The organism is Izhakiella capsodis (genome assembly GCF_900115045.1).
Lineage (GTDB): Bacteria > Pseudomonadota > Gammaproteobacteria > Enterobacterales > Enterobacteriaceae > Izhakiella > Izhakiella capsodis.
Genome location: NZ_FOVC01000001.1, coordinates 282,985 through 299,247, shown reverse-complemented (window position 1 = coordinate 299,247; position 16,263 = coordinate 282,985). Strand labels below are relative to the sequence as shown.

Sequence of the window (16,263 nt, the reverse complement as noted above, 5' to 3'; positions counted from 1 at the left end):
CGATGGCTGAACCAGCCACAGAATAAAATTTATCTCGTATCCCTAGCGCCATATACAGTTATCAACCAAAATCAGGCCTTATAAATAAACTGCATTTGTCGGACACTTTATTATGTGTTAGTTGAAATTCACTGAGTCCGGTATTGTACCGGTCTCAGGCCATTTAATTTAACTTTGATCCGCTCCTGGTTGCAGTAACGGATGTACTCATCCACTTCTTCTCTTAACTGAAACACATCATGATACTCTTCACAGTGTCAACATTCTGATTTCCGTATTCCAAAAAATTCTCCATCACCGCATTATCAAGGCAGTTTCCTGTACGTGACATACTCTGCGTCAGACCTTTTGATGAGCGTTTTCCTGATACACAGCCAGCTGATATTGCCAGCCCAGGTCTGAGTGAAGCACCAGACCATCGCCAGATTTCAGCCCATCCAGAGCTTCACTCAACATTTTTGCCACGAGGTCTGTGCCGGGATGCTCACCCCTATTCCTGCCAATAATCTCGCTGTTGTAAGGATCCTTAATGGGAGAGAGGTATCACTTTTTGCTTCCTACTCTGAATGCCGTCCCGTCCGTCACCCATTTCTGGCCCGGCTTATCGGCAGTAAAGTGGCGTTGCAGCAAATTTGCTGTAGTGCTCCAATCTGTGCCCTTGTAGGCGTCGTAGTTTTTAGCCCTCAGATTTGACGATAGCTGCTGTTCACGCATGAGCTTAGGGACCTTTTATGGTTTATTACATCCCTCTCAATGCGCAGAGCCAATGTAAAACGGCGATATCCATAACGCCCTTTATGATAATGGAACAGAGCCATACTTCTTTGCCTGAAGAAAGAGTGGCGCTCATCACGGCAACTGATTTTCAACTGATAACAGAACGTGCTACGTGCCAAACCGGCGATGTGCGGAAGCGCTGAAAGCTTTTATACGGGCCTTAATACAGAGACTATCCGCGTTTTGTCTTTCGTTCCTGCAACTGTTTTTCCTGGATTAAGGCATGCCGCTTTTTTCGTTAAGCGCTCTCGACGCGAAGGTACTCCGGCCCCTTTTCCGGGGCCGTATACCTGGTCGCTAGCAAACATGGATGGAGGCTATTCTGGATTTTCTGGCCGACACTCCAGGGCGCCCTCGGAGCTTATCCATTACTGTCGGAACGCCGGGCTGTTCACCATTATCACTGTTGAGGTAACGAGCAATAACCCGCTGCTTAAATTCTGGTGTGGGCTTTTCCCTGCCCATAAAACAAAAAACCCCTAACCGTTGGGTGTCCAACTTTCGGGGTTCACTTCATTGCGGCGGAATGACATTGCTTTCTAACTGTTTGTTTTTATTCGTTATAATCAGTGGTGCCCGGGGCGGGACTTGAACCCGCACAGCCTAATGGCCGAGGGATTTTAAATCCCTTGTGTCTACCGATTTCACCACCCGGGCATGGGTGTTAAGTGGAGGCGCGTCCCGGAGTCGAACCGAGGTGGACGGATTTGCAATCCGCTGCATGGCCACTCTGCCAACGCGCCTTTGATATTGCTTCCTTCATACGAGGAAGGAATCTGGAGCGGGAAACGAGATTCGAACTCGCGACCCCGACCTTGGCAAGGTCGTGCTCTACCAACTGAGCTATTCCCGCATGTTTATCAGACGTTTTACAACTTACTGATTATGTTGGTTTCTTACGACTAAGCTGCCGTTCGATGCGTTGCATTCTACTGACATGAGCGGTTGAGTCAATAAAATTATCCCCCTCACGCATTTGTTTGCTGTTTTTTAAAGCGCTTAGATCAACCTTCAAACAAATCGGCTCGCGCGGCGTTCAAATACTGAAACATTGACCAGAAAGTCAGCACCGCCGCGATATAAAGCGCGATAACTCCAGCACCGATTACTATATCGTTTGGACGCCACAACAAACCCACCAGCGCCAACATCTGTGCTGTCGTTTTCACTTTGCCAATCCAGGAAACCGCCACACTACTGCGCTTACCGATTTCAGCCATCCATTCGCGTAACGCAGAAATAATAATCTCGCGCGCTATCATAGTGGCTGCGGGCAGTGTTACCCACCAGATATGGAAATGCTCTGCAACAAGAACCAGCGCGATTGCTACCATGACTTTATCCGCGACTGGATCGAGAAAGGCGCCAAAGCGCGTGGTTTGCTTCCAGAGGCGTGCAAGCCAGCCGTCGAACCAGTCGGTGATTGCCGCCACCACGAAAATCAGCGCACAGGCAAACGGTGCCCACTGAAATGGCAAATAAAATGCCAGCACAAAAAATGGAATCAGAATAACGCGAAATAAGGTCAGCAAAGTTGGAATGTTAAAACGCATATAGTAGCTAACAGTCTGGACAGAGTGGGATTGCAAGTATGTTGCTACAATGTCCGGGGGGTTGCAACGATTAGTGTTTCAATGACCAATAGATTTTTTCTGCCAGAACATGAGAGATCCCCGGTACTTTAGCGATTTCATCAACCGTTGCATTCATCAACGGTTGCAGACCGCCCATGTATTTCAGCAGCATCTGGCGCCGTTTCGGCCCTATTCCTTCAACAGACTCCAGGGTGCTGGTTTTTTTCACCTTTGCGCGTTTATTTCGATGCCCTGAAATTGCGTGATTGTGAGAATCATCACGAATATGCTGTATGACGTGCAACGCTGGCGAGTCTGATGGCAGTGAAAACCCCTCGCCTTCTGGCTCAAAAAACAGCGTCTCCAGCCCCGCTTTGCGATCGCTTCCTTTCGCCACGCCCAGCAATAACGGGTGATCTTTGTCCCAGGAGACATCAAGTTCGGCAAAAACATTTTTTGCCTGCGCTAACTGACCTTTTCCACCATCAATCAGGATAAGATCTGGAATTTTTCCCTCGTCCAGGGCTTTGCCATAGCGACGACGCAGTATCTGGTTCATCGCCGCATAATCATCACCTGGCGTAATACCAGTAATGTTGTAGCGCCGGTACTCACTGCGCACTGGGCCGTTAGCATCAAATACCACGCAAGAAGCAACGGTTTGTTCACCCATCGTGTGACTAATATCAAAACACTCCATACGACGGATCGCCGGCAGGTCGAGCACTTCTGCCAGACTGGCGAGGCGCTGATGGATAGTCGATTGTTGAGAAAGGCGACCAGCCAACGCCGTAGCGGCATTGGTTCGCGACAGTTTAAGATAGCGAGCACGATCGCCACGCGGTTTAGACTGAATATTTATTCGCCGCCCGGCCATTGCACTCAGCGAGTCGGCCAGCAACATTTTTTCCGGCAGCATGAAATCCAGTAAAATTTCGCCTGGTAACGTTCTTGCCTGGCTTCCCTGCAAATAAAACTGCCCGACAAACGTCTGCACCACTTCCGCGAGTTTGGTGCCCGATGGCACCTTAGGAAAATAGCTTCGGCTACCCAAAACCTTACCTTGGCGGATGAACAGTACGTGCAAACAAGCTATGCCCGCATCGTAGCTGACGCCAATAACATCGAGATCGTCACCCTGGTTATTGACAAACTGTTTCTCAGTCACACGTCGTACCGCCTGAATCTGGTCACGCGCGCGCGCGGCTTCTTCAAATTTCATTGCGCGGCTGGCCGTTTCCATACGCTCAACCAATTGCGTCAAAACCTGATCATCTTTACCGGAGAGAAACAGTCGCACGTAATCCGTTTGTTGCTGATATTCTTTTTCACTGACCAGACCCGCAACGCAAGGACCGAGGCAGCGGCCAATCTGATATTGGAGACAGGGACGCGAACGATTGCGATAAACGCTGTTTTCGCACTGACGGATTGGAAAGATTTTTTGCATCAGTGCCAGCGTTTCACGAACGGCATAGCCATTAGGAAAGGGGCCGAAATACTCACCTTTTGCGTGTTTTGCACCACGATGTACCGCTAAGCGTGGATGCGTATCGGCGCTAAGAAAAATATAAGGATAAGATTTATCATCACGCAATAACACGTTGTAGCGCGGCTGATAAAGCTTAATATAGTTGTGCTCCAATAGCAGCGCTTCCGTTTCAGTGTGTGTAACGGTAACGTCGATGTGGCGAATATTATCTACCAGCGCTTCAGTCTTGCGACTGCCGATCTGACTCCGAAAGTAACTGGAGAGTCTTTTTTTGAGATCTTTTGCTTTACCGACGTAGATAACCGTATCGGCACCATCATACATGCGATAAACCCCAGGCTGGCTGGTAACGGTTTTCAAAAAAGATTTGGCGTCAAACACATTTTTCACTGTTGATCAACGATTCCGCGTTGAGCATACCATGGCGAATAGCAAGATGCGTAAGCTCTACGTCGCCACTGATATTCAACTTACTAAACATACGATAGCGGTAGCTGTTTACCGTTTTAGGACTCAGATTAAGTTGTTCCGAAATTTCAGTGACCTTTTGCCCGCGAGTAATCATAAGCATAATTTGCAACTCACGCTCGGAAAGGCAGCTGAAAGGCGTTTCTGCTTTATCAGGCTCAATCTGGCTGAGAGCCATTTGCTGAGCGATATCAGAGGCGATATAGCGCTGACCGGAATAAACGGCGCGAATAGCATTGATCATTTCTTGAGGCGCAGCGCCTTTGCTTAAATAGCCGGAAGCACCAGCCTGCATGACTTTAGCAGGCAGTGGATTTTCAGTGTGAATGGTCAGCATTATAATTCGAGAGTCGGGATTGTAACGCACGATTTTACGAGTCGCCTCAAGACCACCAATGCCGGGCATATTCATATCCATCAGCACTACATCCACGCGGTTAGAGCGACACCATTTCACTGCGTCCTCGCCACAGTTCACCTCACCGGCAACGCGGATACCTTTAATATCTTCCAGTATGCGTCGGATTCCGGCGCGAACTAGCTCATGGTCATCGACAAGAAGAACGCTGATCAAGTAAACACTCCAGGCAAAAATGCCAAAGCCTAAACGTCAATCTTACCCTTTTTTTAGAAAGTAATGAACTCACAAAATCACCACGACAGTTTTTTTTCTTTAAAAGGAGAACAGTAAAAAATATTTTTTTATTATTACAATTAATTTCTATTGTCTTCAATATCTTTTATTACGTAGAATATTAACAATAAGAAGAATAAAGTAAGTAAAATTCAAGTAGTTACATTAAATCACTCCGTTGATAACAACCGATAGTTTACCTGGTGTATTACACAGCTTTAATTCACCCTTTTTTGTGCCTAATTTAATAAAAATATACGTCACAGGGTATTTAGTTTTCTATTTGACAAGCTTTTATCCGATTTTAAACGCAAAGTCTAAGTTGTTCTGAAGCTTATGATATAATCGTTTTTACCAATTTGTACAATAAGCAGTGTTATAACATTAGATCTAAGGAAATTTTTTATGATATGCCAAAATTTCAATACTCAGCAGGATGTACAGACTCTGGCAAACGAAGTTGCCGGTATGAAAGCCCTGATTACCTTAATACTTAAAGGGATGGGTCAGGCTGATGCAGGTAAAGTAATAATCAACATGGAGCGCTACATAGGTGAACTCAAAGACCCTGAGCAAGCCGAGGTACTAAGCACAACCGTTAAACAGATAAAACAAGCTTATCGTCAGTAACCCCAAAAGCACCCATTGATTTTTTAGCGTCTTTAGGTCAATGTAGACAGATATTCTGTCTGCTAATTAAAAAACAATGGGTTTGTTGCTTAAAGCGCTACTTGGCGCTGGCGTAGTACTGCTAATCGGGGTGCTTTCAAAAACTCGCAGTTATTATATCGCCGGACTTATCCCTCTCTTTCCAACCTTTGCACTCATTGCCCATTACATCGTCGGCAATGAGCGTAGCCTTGAAGCGCTTCGCAGCACAATAATTTTTGGAATGTGGGCTATCTTACCTTACTTTGTTTATCTGCTCTCGCTTTATTGGCTGGCTGGCGTTTGCCGACTGCCAGTGGCCCTGACAGGTGCAGTCGGCTGCTGGCTTGTAGCCGCTTGGTTGTTGATAGCTCTCTGGGTAAAATGGCATGGACAGGCTTAGGGTACTACTTCGCTTCAGTTTACAGATGCGCCAACGCGGATAAGACACACGATGGGTCGGGACGCTGCGAGCCGTGGAGATTTTTAGCAGGTGTCAGCCAGTCAACCGAGCGCACACAGTAAATATCATTTTCCGGCTGAACCGAGCCCAATTCCGTTAATCTGCCATTCATAAAATAAACGTAGACATATCTTCGGATATCAGCATGATCGAGCATTTTACTCTCCCATTCCCGTTTGTTCAGCAAACAACGTGCGCCAATAAACTTCCTGAGTCTATTATTTGTCAACGCCCATGCGAGTAACAGAATGTGACATTACTAAAGCTGCCGTTGATTGCGCTGCCGAATAGAAAAAACAGCCTGCTTATCATCAATTTTGTCTATAAGGGGGATCAAAAGTTCGCATTGGCAAATCCACATCTGAGAATGCCATGCAAGTACTTCGTTAGTATCTGAAGGAACAAAGCGATCGTATCAAAATATTCAGGCATGCCGTTCTTTCCTCTCAAACTCCGCATCTTAACGAACTCTTCCTGATCATTCAGCATAGTTGAGCCGGGTTTTTCTGTTTTTTTACTGCCTTCATAGCAGCGTTGAGATAAGCTTTTGATCCGGTCATTACAAGTCGTTACCCGTAGCGCAAAAACGAGGCAGCCCTCACGATTGTTAATATTCATTTATTTATTAACAATGTGTTTACTATATCTTGTTGCCCTATATGGCGGGATTGCAATGCCATCAAAAAGCCAGCCAGAGCTAACACAGCATCATCTACAGGAACAGGAAACCATTATGGTTGATCAAAATAAAGCGATTGCCGCTGAGAGCAGTGACACTGGAGAACTACAGCGTCACTTGCATAATCGCCACATTCAGCTGATGGCCATCGGGGGTGCCATCGGCACCGGCCTTTTTATGGGCTCGGGTAAGACGATCAGTATGGCAGGTCCATCAATAATTTTCGTTTATATGATTATTGGATTCATGCTGTTCTTTGTAATGAGGGCGATGGGCGAACTGCTCCTGTCAAATCTTGAATATAAGTCTTTCAGTGATTTCGCCGCCGATCTGCTCGGCCCCTGGGCTGGCTATTTTACCGGCTGGACTTATTGGTTCTGCTGGGTAGTGACCGGTATTGCCGACATTGTCGCCATCAGTTCCTATTTTCAACTTTGGTTTCCCGGCTTCTCCATCTGGATGAGCGCCCTGCTATGTATCATCGTATTCCTGGCGCTCAATATCGTTACGGTTAAGCTGTTTGGCGAAATGGAATTCTGGTTTGCGATTATCAAAATCGTTGCCATCGTCACGCTCATCGTCACCGGTATGGTACTGGTTTTCCTTCATCACCCCTCACCCGGTGGCGGTCACGCGGCGCTAAGTAATCTCTGGGATCAAGGCGGGTGGTTTCCGAAAGGTATTAGTGGTTTTTTTGCCGGCTTTCAGATAGCCGTATTCGCCTTTGTCGGTATTGAGCTGGTCGGCACCGCAGCGGCAGAAACGCGCGATCCACGTAAAGTATTACCGCGCGCGATTAACGCTATTCCACTGAGAGTGATCATGTTTTACGTCTGTGCTTTGATCGTGATTATGGCGGTTACCCCCTGGTATCATGTCATTGCCGATCGCAGCCCTTTTGTTGAAATGTTTGTACTTATCGGCCTACCAGCTGCCGCCAGCATCGTCAACTTTGTAGTGCTGACGTCTGCTGCGTCCTCAGCCAACAGTGGTATATTTTCCACCAGCCGTATGCTTTATGGCCTGGCACAGCAGAATGTTGCCCACCGCCTGTTTGGTAACCTCTCGCCGCGTGCGGTACCCACCAACGGACTGTTCTTCTCCTGCCTGTGCTTACTGGCTGGCGTTGCGCTGATTTATCTAATCCCCAATGTAATGAAGGTATTCACCCTGGTTACCACCGTTTCAGCGATCCTGTTCATGTTTGTCTGGACCATCATTCTTTGCTCTTATTTGGCTTATCGCAAGCGTCGTCCGGAGCAACATGCTATTTCGGTGTATAAAATGCCGCTGGGCAAAATTATGTGCTGGGTAGTCATGGCCTTTTTCGTTTTCATTATGGTGTTATTAACGCTGCAAGACGATACCCGTCAGGCGTTAATGGTCACCCCTCTGTGGTTCGTCATTCTGGCCTTCGGTTGGATGATGCGCCTGCGCCGACAAAGTCGCTGACGGCCTTTAAGGCCGGAAATCCGGCCTTTTTTAAAAACGCGCCATTAATTTTCGCCACGCTTGCGCCACCGGCGGTCGGTTAAATGGTAAACGAGAGGGGACTACCGTCGAATTTCGCAAAGGCTCAGGCCCGAGGTCGAAAGTGAAAGTATAGTGGGGCTCATCTCCCATCCGTAAATCGGTAATATGCACCCGCCCGTTGAGTTTGCTCATTGAAAAAAAACCGTGACTAAACCACGCGACGCGCTCAACATACCAGTTACCTTTCAGACGAGCGAACAATGCCATATCGCGCGGATAGTGTTTAAATTCTATCGGCTTATACGGATGCAATAATGAGAAATAAGCTTCGCTGTATCCCTTTTCATGCAGACGAACCAGCCGCCATTGCAGCGTGTTGTACAAAGTAGGCGTCACCAGCAACGGGGCCGGCTTTTCTCCTGCAGCAGCCAGCTGCTTGCTAACTTGTTCACTGACCCAACTCTGAGCCATAACGCTCCAGGCAAGGTAAAAGCCCCCCAATGACAAGCCAGTCGCATTAATTTTTAACCCGTTCCGCCCACGCAGCCATAGTGCACAAACGCAGCCAATCAGCAGCGGCAAAGTAAATAAAGGATCGATGATAGATATGCTACCTATAGCGAAAGGTCTGTCGGTAAAAGGCAGCCCAAGCTGGGTTCCGTAGACGGTAAAAATATCTAGCAGCGGATGAGTGATCAGCGACAGCCAGACAATCAGCCACCAGCGGCCGAAAAGTGAAGGTTGTCCTTTACAAAAGGTAAGCAAAACCGCGATCAGTGGCGAAATCAGGGTTAACCAAAAAAGAGAATGACTATTGGTGCGATGCAGCGTCATATTGCGGATGGCGTCGCCATGATCGATAAATACATCGAAATCCGGGAGAGTCCCGCAGGCAGCACCAACCGCAGCGGCCAGCCAGAGCGGAATTTTACGTCCGGCAACCGCCACGCTGACTGAAGCACCCAGTAAAAACTGTGTTAAAAAATCCATACTACCCCCGGATAATTAACTAATTATCAAACGCGAGTGCCTTCAAAAATCATACGCTGGATGTTATCAACGGTCTCAGAAAAAACTGACTGTCTTCAAGACGACTACCTGTAATCGCCATCACCTGTCTGGCATAATCAGCATAGTACTGTGTTGCAGCCCAGAGCATAAAAATTAAATGATGGAGTTCTAGGGCTGCGAGCTTTCCTTCATCTATCTAGCGAGTCGTAAAATCGTTGACGTTGTATTGATCAGGGATTAAAGACTCTGTTCCTGCTTCAGCAAAGGGGCATCTTGTATCCTTTCATACAAAACAGCTTTGACGCCTGAGGATGATCGCGAGACACCTCGAGCATTAGCCGAATGTGTGAGGGATCGTCTCCGGCGGCTCCTGCTAATAATTAAGCGCCTTAGACGGAGCTAATCAGATGTCGAGGATATCCTCTAGCACTGCGAGATAGAAGGCCGTTTTAGACGAGGGAATAGTATACAAATTAGTTTTTTACTGTTGGGTGCTCAGCGATCTTATCCAGACTTATACCGTGAAAGCCGAACTGAGAAAACAGGCTGAGCGCGGATTTCAGAAGCGCTCTTCGCTTAGCAGCGAGCGGTACGACGACTCCCATTCCGAACACTAATGCTTCATATTCACTCCGTTCTGACTGACGTAGCTGAAACTGGCGCGATGGTAGCAAAACCTGTAAAACGTTAACTAATCAGATAATATCTGCTGCTAAAGTCTCAATCACCTTCATGTTTAAATCCTCAGGTGACCGGCAAATCTCTCTGGAAGACCATATAAAGAGAGTCTGATAGTACAGTGTAATGAAGCGTAAAAAACTATTGATCAGTCGATAACCGTCAGAGAGATGAATGGAGAAAGAGCAGATATTAATGAGCAAATTTTCTAATTAATCTTTGGATGTATATGACTGATACGATTGCTTTTCCGCCTTAAAAACCACGTTTGCGGATCGCTAATAATTTTCAACACAGCCACACGTCAATGGATTATTTACGTCGGCATATGCCTGCTGATAAAAATTTAAACCAAGCAAATGCGCTCCCGTCAAAAGAGCATTAATGACGATAAGTTACCCAGATAGCACGGGTATATATTAAATAAAGTTTATCAATAATCCGCATAAGCTTGGCAAGCGATGCCCTGCGCCAGGCAGGTTTAGCACCCTCTTCTATACTTATTTCTGTGCTATTTAAAACAGGAGCATGAAAAAATCATGGCTAAATTGCTGGTGCTTTATTATTCAATGTATGGACATATTGAAACAATGGCACATGCCGTAGCTGAAGGTGCCAGGCGCGTTGAGGGTGTGTAGTAGTAACCATCCGACGTGTTCCTGAAACAATCGATGCAGAGCGCTTTAAACAGATTGGTGGCAAAATGGATCAGTCAGCCGCGGTCGCCACTCCGGAAGAGCTTGTGCAATATGACGCTATAATATTCGGTACCCCTACTCGCTTTGGCAATATGAGTGGGCAGATGCGGACGTTTCTCGACCGTACCGGCGGCCTGTGGGCCTCTGGCGCGCTTTACGGCAAGTTGGCAAGCGTTTTTTGTTCAACAGGTACCGGCGGCGGACAGGAGCAGACGATATCTTCGACATGGACAACCCTTGCTCATCACGGCATGGTGATTGTGCCAATCGGCTATACCGCTAAAGAACTTTTTGATATTTCCCAGGTTCGGGGCGGTACGCCTTACGGAGCAACTACCCTGGCCGGTGGCGATGGGGCACGCCAGCCCACGGAGTCCGAGCTGAATATTGCGCGCTATCAAGGTCACCATGTGGCCGGGCTGGCGCTCAAACTCAACGGATAAATATGACGGGAGAACTAAAAATGGCAACAGATCAATACAAAGCTCACCACGTTGGCGAATGGGCTTCATTACGATCAACCTCACCGGAAATTGCTGAGGCTATTTTTGAAGTAGCTAATTATGATGAAAAACTCGCCGAAGAGATTTGGCAGCAACAAGGTAGCGATGAAGTCCTTTTCCGCGCCTTCGACAAAACCGAGCAGAACACCCTGATATGGGATAATAAACCGGTGGAACGCCGCAATATTTAAGCAATCGATGATTTTCCCGCCCTCGCAAGAGGGCTTTTTCTTTGCCTGGTACGCAATACTCCGGAATATAGCTATATCAATGCCTTCGTGATAATCCGGCACAGAATGACGAACGTTTTGCCTCTGTCGTCCAGCTTTGTATTATCCGTGATAACAATGAAGCCCCAGTAATCGCCAACATTTCGCCTTTAGTTACGGTTATGCCATTTTCTCTGGCCCCTCAATCGCGCCCAATACCAGACCTCACGAATTGAAACGGGTGTGATTTTTATCTTTTCAGCCAGTAATACCCTCGCAGAATGGCCGTTCGGCGGCGTTACATGTTCGGGCTTTGGCCGCGAACTTCCAACCGGGGCATCAACGCGTTTATCAATCTGAAGCTGGTTTAGACAGTTCATGAAAGGTAGAGCGCAAAAAAAACCGTCCCGATGAGGACGGTTACTGTAAGTAAGGGACTCTTTACGGAAGTTTATTGCGCTTTAGGTGCGCTACTATCCACGCCTTTCTTATCATCATTTTTGACAGATACATTACTGGCAGGTTTCGTCGACTCGTCAGGCGTTTTTTCATCCTGAACGGTTTTATCAACTGCGGTTTTGTCCTTTTCGGCTTTATCTGCAGCAGTCTTTTGCTGAGCAGTGTGATCAACAGCGGAATTTTCGTGCGATACCTTATCCACATCGGCCTTTTTCTGTGCAGCGTTATCAGCAGCAGCCTTATCCGTATTGGCCTTTTTCTCTGCGGCTTTGTCAGCAGTAGCCTTATCCGTATTGGCCTTTTTCTCTGCGGATTTGTCAGCGGCAGCTTTTTCCTGCGCTGCCTTATCCGCATCAGCCTTAGTTTGTGCGGTTTTATCAACAGCCGGTGCCGCGGTATTGGTTGATTGCTGAACGGCCTGGGAAGGAGTCTGTAATGCGCTATTCAACACCTTGACGAATTGATCCCATGGGCAATAGCCATTGGCATCGGTCTGACAGCCAGCCATTTGCAACGTTACGCGCTCAGGCGGTCTGGTCAGGCTGAGGGGAGTCGCATTACGCAGCTGCTCAGTAGTCTGATAAACATATTCAACCTTAATTAGATCGCGGTTATCTTTATTGTCGTGCCAGCGCTCGAACACCAGCATACCCCCAATAGGGGTCTCTTCATTCTGCTCAGGCAAAGAGTAAGGTTTGAAATCCAGCGCCTTCAGTATCGAGCCAATATTAGAATCATGGCCAACCATTAACGTCACTTTGGGTGCGCTATTTTTATCCTGATCGACCAGTATACTGCGGATATAGTCGATTAGCGGTTCCGCAACATTACGTGCAATCGCCGGAATGCCGAATAGGGTATTCTGATAGGCGTTTTTAATTGCGACCAACTCTTTCCACTGCTCAGGCGTTTTTATTTGTCCCCAGGCTACCTTATCCAATGGCATGCCTTCGTAATACTGCAGGATAAAGGCATCAACCAGTGCATTGGCGGTGCGTAAAGGTCCGCTGACACTCGGCTCTTTGCCATTATCGGCAGTGAACTTATTCTGTTCACTGTCGGTGAGATCACAGATTCTCTTTCCTTTGCAGTCAGGCGAAGCTTTGTAATCAATAATTTTTTCCAGACGTTGTAGCGCGGGTTTCAGGGCCAGTTTTTTATCAGCCGCAACCATGTCTTTAATCGCTTGCTTCTGGAAGTCTTTACTTTCGTTGGTGATCACCGGATTGAATATTGGGTCCATTGTGCCCATTTCATCCTGATGATAAACCGACACGTCGCAGCCAGGAAACGCGCCGGTAACAAAATACTGCGCCGTCGCCAGCGTACGCTGCAGACTGTTGGCATAAGCATATACAGCATTATCTGCCGGACATTCACTCGCTTTAATTAATCCCTGCTTTGCTAACCATTCACGAGTATAATTGCCCATATAAACTTCAAGAATCCCACCTTTTGCGGTCAACTGGCCGCCGGGTACATCCCATGACGGCCAGTTTTTCTTCGTCGCCTGTTGCAGCACGCTGCCGTTATTAGCTAACGGAGCGCGCAAATTGTGGCGGCTAAGCATTAAAACCTGCTCAAGCTGATAATTCCCTTCGGCACCCCAGGCTCCCCCGACCGAAAGCCCGATGCAAACGGACAATGCACACCAACTCATTTTTTTAATCATACGTTTATTCCATTATATTGACGGTCACATTCTGACCAGCTTAGGCGATGATGCCAGTTTCGCATAAACCCCGAATATCGCTAGCCACAATATTATTCAGAGCAAAACACCCAAATGTTTTAAGGCATTAAAAGTATGGAGAATATAGCAGACTCTACCGCTCCGGGTTTAGTCCCCTGACAGCGTTGAAAAGCAACAGAATGTTATCTGTAGCCAGATAAATATCATGACTGAAAAACAACAGTTAATAATGATAAAATATTGGCTTTTCACAGTGCAAAAACACGGCAAAGGTCAGTGAATCCCGAAATATCTTAAAATCGCTGTCACCGCTGCCGCGGTTATTACAACCACTATTATCGACTGACGTGCTAAGGCCAGTAATAATCCTGCAACAACTCCGGCAACTCTTGCTGCGCCGGAAAAGTGACCGTCCTGTTGAAAAGCCGCACTAACGGCAACGGTAACCAACAGGATAGTTGCAGCATCATTCAGTAGCTGGCGACTGCTCTCTCCAAGTCCTAGTCGATTACCTAACACCACACCCATCAGTCGAATTAAGTAGGTGCCTACAGCCAACGCCAGAATCCCCCCAACTATCCACCAGGGATGCTCCATCATGTTTTTCTCTTCCTGATAAGTAACCCACTGAGCGCACTAAGAATCGGCAATCCTACCGGCAAAAAAGGCGAAGCCAGAAGCGCAACGGTCACACCCGATAAAGCTGAAATCAATGTCTGGCGATTTTTCAGTGCATCCAGGGTTAGCGCCAGCAAAATTGCCGGGAAGACGGCATCTAAACCAATAGACGCGGGGTCCGGGATTATCTTCCCGATAATCCCGCCCAGAATAACGCTAAGTGGCCAGATGAGAAAAATACCTATGCCGCAAAACCAGAAAGCGGCTCGCGCCCTGCGCGGTGACTTTTGTGATAATCCCACCACAACGCTCTCATCGTTCATGATGTGATAGCCCAAAAAGCGCGTAGGCGAACGCCCGATAAGATCTTTCACCGCCATGCCAAACGGCAAATGCCGCGCATTAACCAGCAAACCTGCCACCAACGCTGCGGTGATGCTGCCACCACCACCGACAATAGTGATAAATAGAAACTCTGACGCTCCCGCCAGCACCAGTAATGACAGCGCCGCGGGTACCCACAGGGGGAAATCATAACTGACAGCGGTTGAGCCGTAAGACAGGCCGAAAATACCATCCGCGAAACAAATTAAAAGAATGGATTTCAGTAACTTTTTATTGATATAACGCCAATGCATCCGGTTAATCACCACAACAAAAAAAACGATTGTTCATTATAATGAACATTTCAGACGCCATTTACAATGCATCCATACCATCTTGTGGACATTAATATGAATACACCGATTGCTATAATCGCCAAAAATTTGGTCAAAGAGCGCCTGCGTAAGGGGCTCAGCCAGGGAGAGCTTGCACGCCAGGCAGGTGTGGCAAAGTCAACGTTATCTCAGTTGGAGGCGGGCAACGGTAACCCCAGCATCGAGACGCTGTGGTCACTTTGCGTACCACTGGGCATTTCCTTTGCCAATCTGATGATGGAGCCGCACAGGTCGACCCAACTTGTACGCCGGGGTCAAGGCCTGACGGTGGCTGCGGAGCAGGCAGACTACCAGGCGATCCTGCTGGCCACCAGCCCGCTGGGCGTTCGTCGGGATATTTATCAGGTCGAAAGCCAGCCTGGAAAAGGTCGCCATTCGCGCCCCCATCTGCCGGGAAGCGTTGAACACATCATTATTACTCACGGGCGGGCGTTGGTGGGTCTGAGTGAAAGGCCGGTTGAATTAAACGTTGGCGACTATTTGTCTTATCCGGCAGACCAGGAACATCTTTTTCAGGCACTGGAGCCAGATACAAGGGCGATAATGATGATTGATCATATTTGAATATCCTTGCTGCTGCGGGCTTACGCTATTGGGTATTACCTTTGTCATTGCATTTGCAAAGAAGAGCCCAGCTGGCGGATAATTGCAAAACCTACTCCTTCTCAAGGTGCTGCAAAACATTGATGGTGTTTAAGCGGAACACAATCATGCCACGCTCTTAGAATTGTAGCGTATTCTTTGCCCGGGAGAGTCAATAACAATACCGCCTGATAGCACCTTATGGCTGTTTTCCAAAGCCATGTCCCGTAGATCAGAATATCGCCATGATAATGAAACGCCCTTCATCCCGGTCAGTAACCCGGCGACCAGCAAATATGATGCTCAGTACATTCAGGCGAAAAAAAACCCACGCTAATTAAACAGCATGGGTTGATATCTGGCGGAGGAGGAGAGATTCGAACTCTCGAACGGTTTCCCGTCGCCGGTTTTCAAGACCGGTGCCTTCAGCCACTCGGCCACCCCTCCGCACATCATCGCGTATACTCTGATGATGGCGCGGGAGTATACGCAGCTGAATACACTTTGCCAATCTATTTTTAAGTAACTTCGCGTGATTGTATAATGCTTAACCGCCCTGCCAATGAACATCTGTGATTCAGTCGATTTAGCACAATTTCTCGCAATGAAAAACCCTGCGCTGAAAAACAGCGCAGGGTTTGTATCTGGCGGAGGAGGAGAGATTCGAACTCTCGAACGGTTTCCCGTCGCCGGTTTTCAAGACCGGTGCCTTCAGCCACTCGGCCACCCCTCCGTAATGAGGCGAACTATAAACACCCACTCAAAATATGTAAAGGTAGTTTTGCTTCAGGTGCGTGAAAAACAGGCAATCACATCTCGTTTGCGCTTATAATCGCCAGTTTGCTCACAGTTCAGGCGCTCCTGCAGCGTAAACTACGGGTAAAG

13 protein-coding genes, 5 tRNA genes and 3 pseudogenes are annotated in these 16,263 nt (G+C 47.6%); 6 read left to right on the top strand and 15 right to left on the bottom strand.

Annotated elements, in window-relative coordinates:
• Nucleotides 1-128: 128 nt before the first annotated feature.
• From BM191_RS17480 to uvrY, 8 genes and pseudogenes are all read right to left on the bottom strand, one after another.
• Nucleotides 129-239: pseudogene (locus BM191_RS17480) on the bottom strand (IS3 family transposase); the annotation flags it as partial.
• A gap of 100 nt (nucleotides 240-339) precedes the next feature.
• Nucleotides 340-465, bottom strand: a complete 126-nt coding sequence (locus BM191_RS17350) for a hypothetical protein (protein ID WP_269017611.1) — start codon at nucleotides 463-465, stop codon at nucleotides 340-342.
• 882 nt (nucleotides 466-1,347) lie between these two features.
• A tRNA-Leu gene (locus tag BM191_RS01365) sits at nucleotides 1,348-1,434 on the bottom strand.
• A gap of 12 nt (nucleotides 1,435-1,446) precedes the next feature.
• Nucleotides 1,447-1,520: transfer RNA gene (locus tag BM191_RS01360), tRNA-Cys, on the bottom strand.
• A gap of 34 nt (nucleotides 1,521-1,554) precedes the next feature.
• A tRNA-Gly gene (locus BM191_RS01355) sits at nucleotides 1,555-1,630 on the bottom strand.
• A 151-nt stretch (nucleotides 1,631-1,781) separates the two neighbouring features.
• A complete protein-coding gene (gene pgsA / locus BM191_RS01350) occupies nucleotides 1,782-2,330 on the bottom strand; it encodes a CDP-diacylglycerol--glycerol-3-phosphate 3-phosphatidyltransferase (RefSeq protein WP_092874105.1) in 549 nt (182 codons plus the stop codon).
• Nucleotides 2,331-2,400: 70 nt separating this feature from the next.
• Nucleotides 2,401-4,233 (bottom strand): excinuclease ABC subunit UvrC, encoded by a 1,833-nt coding sequence (uvrC, locus tag BM191_RS01345; RefSeq protein ID WP_092874102.1) that lies wholly within the window; start codon nucleotides 4,231-4,233, stop codon nucleotides 2,401-2,403.
• Entirely contained in the window at nucleotides 4,217-4,885 is a 669-nt protein-coding gene (uvrY, locus tag BM191_RS01340; protein ID WP_092874098.1) for a UvrY/SirA/GacA family response regulator transcription factor, read from the bottom strand. The genes uvrC and uvrY overlap by 17 nt, the downstream gene beginning before the upstream one ends.
• A 465-nt stretch (nucleotides 4,886-5,350) precedes the next feature.
• Here uvrY and BM191_RS01335 point away from each other — a divergent pair, with 465 nt between their 5' ends.
• The 3 genes from BM191_RS01335 to cycA all read left to right on the top strand — a co-directional run bounded on the left by BM191_RS01335 (nucleotide 5,351) and on the right by cycA (nucleotide 8,187).
• A complete protein-coding gene (locus tag BM191_RS01335; RefSeq protein ID WP_092874095.1) occupies nucleotides 5,351-5,575 on the top strand; it encodes a DUF2594 family protein in 225 nt (74 codons plus the stop codon).
• 76 nt (nucleotides 5,576-5,651) lie between these two features.
• Nucleotides 5,652-5,996, top strand: coding sequence for a GlpM family protein (locus BM191_RS01330; RefSeq protein WP_092874092.1), 345 nt, complete (start codon nucleotides 5,652-5,654; stop codon nucleotides 5,994-5,996).
• A 793-nt stretch (nucleotides 5,997-6,789) separates the two neighbouring features.
• Entirely contained in the window at nucleotides 6,790-8,187 is a 1,398-nt protein-coding gene (gene cycA, locus BM191_RS01320; protein ID WP_092875164.1) for a D-serine/D-alanine/glycine transporter, read from the top strand.
• 30 nt (nucleotides 8,188-8,217) lie between these two features.
• Here the strand turns inward: cycA and BM191_RS01315 are convergent, their stop codons facing one another.
• Entirely contained in the window at nucleotides 8,218-9,198 is a 981-nt protein-coding gene (locus BM191_RS01315; protein WP_092874086.1) for a metal-dependent hydrolase, read from the bottom strand.
• A 26-nt stretch (nucleotides 9,199-9,224) separates the two neighbouring features.
• Nucleotides 9,225-9,824 (bottom strand): annotated as a pseudogene (locus BM191_RS01310) (TetR family transcriptional regulator C-terminal domain-containing protein).
• A 612-nt stretch (nucleotides 9,825-10,436) separates the two neighbouring features.
• Between BM191_RS01310 and wrbA the strand changes: the two are divergent.
• Both wrbA and BM191_RS01300 read left to right on the top strand, forming a co-directional pair.
• Nucleotides 10,437-11,038 (top strand): annotated as a pseudogene (gene wrbA / locus BM191_RS01305) (NAD(P)H:quinone oxidoreductase).
• 20 nt (nucleotides 11,039-11,058) lie between these two features.
• Nucleotides 11,059-11,289, top strand: coding sequence for a YccJ family protein (locus tag BM191_RS01300; protein WP_092875162.1), 231 nt, complete (start codon nucleotides 11,059-11,061; stop codon nucleotides 11,287-11,289).
• 469 nt (nucleotides 11,290-11,758) lie between these two features.
• On the opposite strand, the gene agp is transcribed toward BM191_RS01300, so the two are convergent.
• The 3 genes from agp to BM191_RS01285 all read right to left on the bottom strand — a co-directional run bounded on the left by agp (nucleotide 11,759) and on the right by BM191_RS01285 (nucleotide 14,715).
• Nucleotides 11,759-13,438, bottom strand: a complete 1,680-nt coding sequence (agp, locus tag BM191_RS01295; RefSeq protein ID WP_092874080.1) for a bifunctional glucose-1-phosphatase/inositol phosphatase — start codon at nucleotides 13,436-13,438, stop codon at nucleotides 11,759-11,761.
• A gap of 294 nt (nucleotides 13,439-13,732) precedes the next feature.
• Nucleotides 13,733-14,059, bottom strand: a complete 327-nt coding sequence (locus BM191_RS01290; protein WP_230479476.1) for an AzlD domain-containing protein — start codon at nucleotides 14,057-14,059, stop codon at nucleotides 13,733-13,735.
• Nucleotides 14,056-14,715, bottom strand: coding sequence for an AzlC family ABC transporter permease (locus BM191_RS01285; RefSeq protein WP_092874076.1), 660 nt, complete (start codon nucleotides 14,713-14,715; stop codon nucleotides 14,056-14,058). The genes BM191_RS01290 and BM191_RS01285 overlap by 4 nt, the downstream gene beginning before the upstream one ends.
• A 96-nt stretch (nucleotides 14,716-14,811) precedes the next feature.
• Between BM191_RS01285 and BM191_RS01280 the strand changes: the two genes are divergently transcribed.
• Nucleotides 14,812-15,360 carry a helix-turn-helix domain-containing protein gene (locus BM191_RS01280; protein WP_092874073.1) on the top strand — a complete coding sequence of 183 codons (549 nt, stop codon included), beginning with the start codon at nucleotides 14,812-14,814 and terminating at the stop codon, nucleotides 15,358-15,360.
• Nucleotides 15,361-15,737: 377 nt separating this feature from the next.
• Here the strand turns inward: BM191_RS01280 and BM191_RS01275 are convergent.
• Together BM191_RS01275 and BM191_RS01270 are read right to left on the bottom strand one after the other, a co-directional pair.
• A tRNA-Ser gene (locus BM191_RS01275) sits at nucleotides 15,738-15,825 on the bottom strand.
• A 198-nt stretch (nucleotides 15,826-16,023) separates the two neighbouring features.
• Nucleotides 16,024-16,111, bottom strand: a tRNA-Ser gene (locus tag BM191_RS01270).
• Nucleotides 16,112-16,263: the final 152 nt, after the last annotated feature.

What these genes read in the sequence shown, in the direction of transcription:
- BM191_RS01280 (WP_092874073.1), top strand. Translation starts at nt 14,812, where the DNA reads ATGAATACACCGATTGCTATAATCGCCAAAAATTTGGTCAAAGAGCGC.
- BM191_RS01285 (WP_092874076.1), bottom strand. Translation starts at nt 14,715, where the DNA reads ATGCATTGGCGTTATATCAATAAAAAGTTACTGAAATCCATTCTTTTA.
- BM191_RS01315 (WP_092874086.1), bottom strand. Translation starts at nt 9,198, where the DNA reads ATGGATTTTTTAACACAGTTTTTACTGGGTGCTTCAGTCAGCGTGGCG.
- BM191_RS01300 (WP_092875162.1), top strand. Translation starts at nt 11,059, where the DNA reads ATGGCAACAGATCAATACAAAGCTCACCACGTTGGCGAATGGGCTTCA.
- BM191_RS01335 (WP_092874095.1), top strand. Translation starts at nt 5,351, where the DNA reads ATGATATGCCAAAATTTCAATACTCAGCAGGATGTACAGACTCTGGCA.
- cycA (WP_092875164.1), top strand. Translation starts at nt 6,790, where the DNA reads ATGGTTGATCAAAATAAAGCGATTGCCGCTGAGAGCAGTGACACTGGA.
- pgsA (WP_092874105.1), bottom strand. Translation starts at nt 2,330, where the DNA reads ATGCGTTTTAACATTCCAACTTTGCTGACCTTATTTCGCGTTATTCTG.
- BM191_RS01290 (WP_230479476.1), bottom strand. Translation starts at nt 14,059, where the DNA reads ATGATGGAGCATCCCTGGTGGATAGTTGGGGGGATTCTGGCGTTGGCT.
- agp (WP_092874080.1), bottom strand. Translation starts at nt 13,438, where the DNA reads ATGATTAAAAAAATGAGTTGGTGTGCATTGTCCGTTTGCATCGGGCTT.
- BM191_RS01330 (WP_092874092.1), top strand. Translation starts at nt 5,652, where the DNA reads ATGGGTTTGTTGCTTAAAGCGCTACTTGGCGCTGGCGTAGTACTGCTA.